2 protein-coding genes are annotated in these 5,547 nt (G+C 33.0%); one reads left to right on the forward strand and one right to left on the reverse strand.

The genetic code is table 11. From position 1 onward, the window contains the following. The first annotated feature begins 106 nt into the window (after positions 1-106). A complete protein-coding gene (locus C9J34_RS10795) occupies positions 107-4,630 on the forward strand; it encodes an NACHT domain-containing protein (RefSeq protein ID WP_107839881.1) in 4,524 nt (1,507 codons plus the stop codon). A 215-nt stretch (positions 4,631-4,845) separates the two neighbouring features. On the opposite strand, the gene C9J34_RS10800 is transcribed toward C9J34_RS10795, so the two are convergent. Next, positions 4,846-5,547, reverse strand: a 702-nt coding sequence (locus tag C9J34_RS10800) for an IS3 family transposase (RefSeq protein ID WP_107839882.1), incomplete at its 5' end; no start/stop codon positions are given.

Below are 5,547 nucleotides of genomic sequence, written 5' to 3' on the forward strand. Positions count from 1 at the left end.
ATGAATAAAATAATATATTTATATTACTGAAAATAAAGAATATGAAACAATTAAAGAAAGAATTTTGGGATATTTCATTTTAATTGAAAAGTAGGGAGGGCGTAAAATGATAGAATTTAATTTCTCACAAATTAGACCTTTTGATGGTAGTAAAGATGGTGGATTTGAAGAATTAGTTTGTCAATTGGCACATTTAAATCAACCTCAAGATGGTTTTGCTTTTATAAGAAAAGATGGCGCTGGTGGAGATGCTGGAGTTGAATGTTATTGGAAATCAAAGGATGGGACCGAGCATGCTTGGCAAGCAAAATATTTTACCGAGAGACTTAAGGAAAGTGAATGGAGCCAAATAAATGATTCTGTAGAAACTGCATTGGTGAAACATCCCAATTTAAAAAAGTACTACATCTGTGTGCCGAGAGATTTTAATGATAGTAGAAAAAACGGTCCTAAAGGAAAACCTGTTACTACTTCTTTGAATATATGGGAGAAGTATGTTAAAGAATGGTCTGAATTAGCTCAGTCGAAAAATATGAATGTAGAGTTTATTTACTGGGGGCGTCACGAGTTAAATATGATGCTACAAACAGATGATAGTAAATATGCTGGAAGAGCATTTTATTGGTTTAACGAACCTATACTGAGCACAGCAGTTTTTGAAAATATTACAAATAAATCTAAAATTGCTATAGGAGAAAGATTTTCAGATGAGTATCATGTTGATTTGCCTATATCAAAAAAACTCGATGGCTTAGGCCTCTCACAGCAATGGCATTTAGAAGTTAAGAAACAGAAACAAATTTTAAATAGTTTGTTAAATCGAAGTAATGAATTAGAGAGCTATAAAAGTACAATTATAGATAAAGGGGAAAAATGGAAGAGATTTAAAGAGAAATGTACAAGTTTCAAAAAAATATATACTGAAGCTTTAAATGAGCAATATGCGCCTAATCAATTTAAAGTAGCTAGAGAAGAAATTGAAACTATTGAAAGCGTAGCAGCAGAATTCCAAGGCTTGTGTTGGGATAAAATTGATAGTAATGATGAAGGATGGGAAGAAATTAGAAGGAAGTTTAGTAAAATAGTTGATGACATTAACGTTATTAGTTCATTTGTTTTTAGTTCAAATGTACAGGGATATGAATTAAAGAGTAGCATTATCTTAGGAGAGGCAGGTATAGGGAAATCACATTTATTATGTGATATAGCTTTGAAACGCTTAGCTGAAAAATTACCTACTGTATTTTTACTAGGACAGAAATATTCGGGAGGGAACCCACTAAATTTTTTAGCTGAAGAATTAGATTTAAAAAACGTATCTTTCAAACAATTATTAGGAGCTTTAGATGCAGCTGGGGAAGCAAAAGGTACTCGAACGTTAATAATAATAGATGCTTTAAATGAGGGAAATTATAGATTTGATTGGATAAATCATTTAACCACATTTGTAATGGAGCTGAAAAATTATCCACATATCTCATTATTATTAAGCTGTAGAGCAACTTATGAGGAAGCAATATTTCCTAACACAATATTTGAACATATAGTTAAAGTTCAACATGAAGGATTTAGAGGATATGAACATCGTGCCGCTATGAACTATTTAGCGAAGCAAGGAATAGACAAGCCATCCATGCCAGTTTTATCCTCAGAATTTAGTAATCCATTGTTTTTAAAAACATGTTGTAAGGCAATAAAATCAAGTAACCTAACTTCTTTCCCAAAAGGGTTAGAGGGACAAACTGCTATTTTTAAATTTTATTTGTACAGTATTGATAAAATAATTAGATTAAGAAAAAGGTATTTTAAAGGTCAAAAGGTAACTGTTAAAGTAATGAATGCGATTGTAGAAAAAATTTACCCTAATAATATGTTTGGTATTGATATAAATGAAGCATACGAAATGATAAAAAATATTGATCCTAAACCTAATTTTGGGGAAGAGTTAATAGATTTATTAATTTCAGAAGGATTACTAGCCTTAGATATAATCACTGATAAAAACGGAGAATTAAGTGAAGTAGTTCGGTTTACATATGAGAGATTTAGTGACTATTTCATAGCAGAAAATATAGTGAACAGCTTAAATACAAAAGATTTAGAAGCCGAATTTAATAAGGGCGGAAAATTAGAAGGGTTGCTCAATAAATCTTATATGTATTTAGGAGTTATAGAGGCTTTGGGTATAACTTTCCCAGAAAAATTTGATAGAGAATTTATAGATTTTATATCTGAAGAGTCACCTTATTATAATTCGATATTTAATGCATCTTTTTCAAATGTACTTTTATTACGTCATAAAGATTCTATCACAGAGCGCACTATTCAGTTGTTAAATCAAATCTCTAGTTATGGGTATTTTAAAGAACCATTAGATAAAATATTAGCATTATCTACGGAACCTAATCATCCTTTAAATGCTGAATTTTTGCATAGACATTTAAAGCGCTTTAATATGCCTGAGCGAGATCATTTTTGGTCTACACATATAGCCATTAGTGATTATGAAGAAGATGAAGATCAGCCTGAATCAATTACTAGAACGCTATTAAATTGGTCATTAATAGCAAATTTAGAGGCGGTAGAAGAAGAACGTATACGGTTGTTAAGTTATGCTCTTCTATGGATGACAACAACCTCAAATAGAAAGATTAGAGATCATGCTACTAAATCATTAGTTAGGATACTATGTTCCAAACCATCAATTGTCATAGAACTTTTAACTGAATTTGATTCGATAGATGATATTTATTTAAAAGAGAGATTGTATGCCATAAGTTATGGTGTAGTTTGTAATATAAAAAATAATGGAATTATTAAACAAATTGCAGAAAAAGTATATGAATTACAATTCGCTAAAGGTTCACCATACCCACATTTGCTTTTAAGGGATTATGCAAGAGGAGTTATGGAGTATGCTTTATATAGAAAGGTAGTGAAAGAAGATATAGTCTCTAACTTTAGACCACCGTATAAAAGTGAATGGCCTATTGAGAATCCTGCAGAATCAGAACTAGAAAATTTAGCTGGTGAAAAATATTCTTCAATTAAGAGCTCACTTATGGGATTCCCTGGTGATTTCGGAAATTATACGATGTCATGTGTTCATAATTGGTCACCTACAAAGCTTACAGAAGAACAACCAGAGAAATCATATCAATTGCATTTGAAATTTGCAGATAAACTTCCTGAAGAACTAAAAATAGAATATTTAGTAGAGATTAATAAGAGAATTCAGTCTTATGGTAAGGAGAGAATTGTAACCATTATAGATGATATACGAAAGGATTCAAAATCAAATGATATTTTAGATCAGTTTAATAGTAATGATGAAAGGTCATGGGAGTTTTCTTTTACTGCTAAAAATATTGACACACCTGGTGATAGCTGGAAGGCATTAAAAGAAAGAATTAATGATGTACTAACTGAAGAGGAAAGAGAGACCTTTAGGTGGATAAATGGGCTAGGTGTTACAGAACAATTGGCGATTTTTAGTAGAAAATGGGCGCGAAGGTGGGTCTGTAAGAGAGCTTATGAGCTAGGTTGGAACAAAGCCTTTTTCGAAGGTTTTGAAAGGATGTATAGTAGGAATGAAGGGAGAGGAACTGCAAATATTGAAAGAATAGGTAAAAAATATCAATGGATTGCATTGTATGAGCTTTTAGCGAGAATGTCAGATAATTTATATTGGGCTGATAAATATGATGAAAAAGATGTATATGAGGGACCATGGCAACTTTGGAAGCGAGATATTGATCCAACTGTATGGTTGAGAGCTACACATGATTCTGGATGGGATGAGTTTGGCGAAGTATGGTGGTCACCTCATTGTCCTATTTTTAGTGCAGGAGATTCTGATAATTGGGTTTTTGATGAAACAACACTTCCAGATTTTCGAAAGTTATTAAGGATAACGAACCCCATTAGAAATAACGAATGGTATAAGTTAAGGGGGTTTAGAAAATGGACTAGGAAAAGCGAAAATAGTGAATCTAAAGAGGAACTGTGGTATAGGGTCAATACTTGCATTGTGAAAAAAGAAAATGTACCTGATGTAATCAAAAAAATGAAGAATCAAGCATTGTTTGATCCTTCTGTTTTTTCACCTTTAAGGTCCTCACATCAAGGCTTTCTCAGAGAATATCCATGGCATCCATATTATGAATTTTTAGAGGGGTGGCGTAACGATAAAGACAATCGAACTTTGGATATTGAGCACTTGGTACCAACTAATGAATACGAATGGGAGACTGGGGAAAGAGATAAATCAATAGATCAATATATTTCGATTTATTTACCTAATTCTTTATTAATCAAAGATTTAGAGCTAGTACCGTCTTTAGAGGACTTCAGTGTATGGAAAGATTCTGAAAATGAAGTAGTTTTTTTAGATCCTAGTGAGTTAGAGAAAGGTCCATCGGCGGCATTAATTAATGCAAAAGTTTTCGATGATTGGTTACTTAAAAATGATTTACAACTTATATGGTTTATAGGTGGAGAGAAGCAAATTTTTAATTCTGAAGGTGACGTTGTAAAATGGTTAGAATTTAGTTATATTATTATAAATGAAGATGGCGAATTAAACGAACAAAAATCTTTGAAAGAAAGAACAAATTATAATTTGAGATAGATTCTTTACAAAAAAGTGAATGAGTGTGAAGTTAAATTTAACAGCTATATTTTAAAGTATAATTGAATGTTTGGTATTAAAAAAGGACTCCCTGTTTTTGGAGAGTCCTTTGGCTATTTTCGTATTCTTAATTTGATTCTTCTCACTTGATGATTACTAGTTTTTTTCTCCAACGTTTCTTCTTTATGGAATGTCAACACTAAACTGGACAAAAATTATGTGGGCTGTAGCTTGAATTCCATCGGCGTTAAATACCCCAAAGTTCCGTGGATACGGATGTTGTTAAACCAGTGAACATAATCATCCAGTTCAAGAGCAAGCTGTTCAAGGGAAGAGAAGTGGGCTTGGTTGGCGAATTCGGTTTTAAATACTTTAAATGTCGCTTCGGCCACGGCGTTATCATAAGGGCAACCTTTCATACTTAACGAACGCTGGATACCAAACGTTTGAAGTGCTTCAGAAATCAGCTTGTTGTCGAATTCCTTCCCTCGATCAGTGTGAAACATTTTCACTTCATTTAGGTTCGTTTTTATACTGGCTAATGCTTTGTACACAAGGTCTGCTGTTTTGTTTTCTCCAACACGATGACCAATGATTTCTCGATTGAAAAGGTCGACAAATAAGCATACATAGTGCCACTTTTTTCCGACACGGATGTATGTTAAATCACTAACAACGACAGCGAATTGCTTGTCCTGCTTGAATTCGCGTTGTAACTCGTTTTTTAGTGGCGCTTCATTGCTACTTGATTTATGTGGCTTGAATTGCGCCACTGTGTAGTTTGAAACAAGCCCCATTTCGCTCATTAAACGACCCATTCGGCGTCTTGAAACTTGCTTCGGTTCAGCCAATTTCATGAGTTCTTTTTTGATTTTACGTGTGCCATAGTTGTTACGGCTAGCTTTGAAAATGCGTTC

Source organism: Metasolibacillus meyeri (genome assembly GCF_003049505.1).
In the GTDB taxonomy this organism is placed as follows: Bacteria; Bacillota; Bacilli; order Bacillales_A; family Planococcaceae; genus Metasolibacillus; species Metasolibacillus meyeri.

Coding starts and splice junctions, on each gene's coding strand:
- C9J34_RS10795 (WP_107839881.1), top strand. CDS start 107: ATGATAGAATTTAATTTCTCACAAATTAGACCTTTTGATGGTAGTAAA.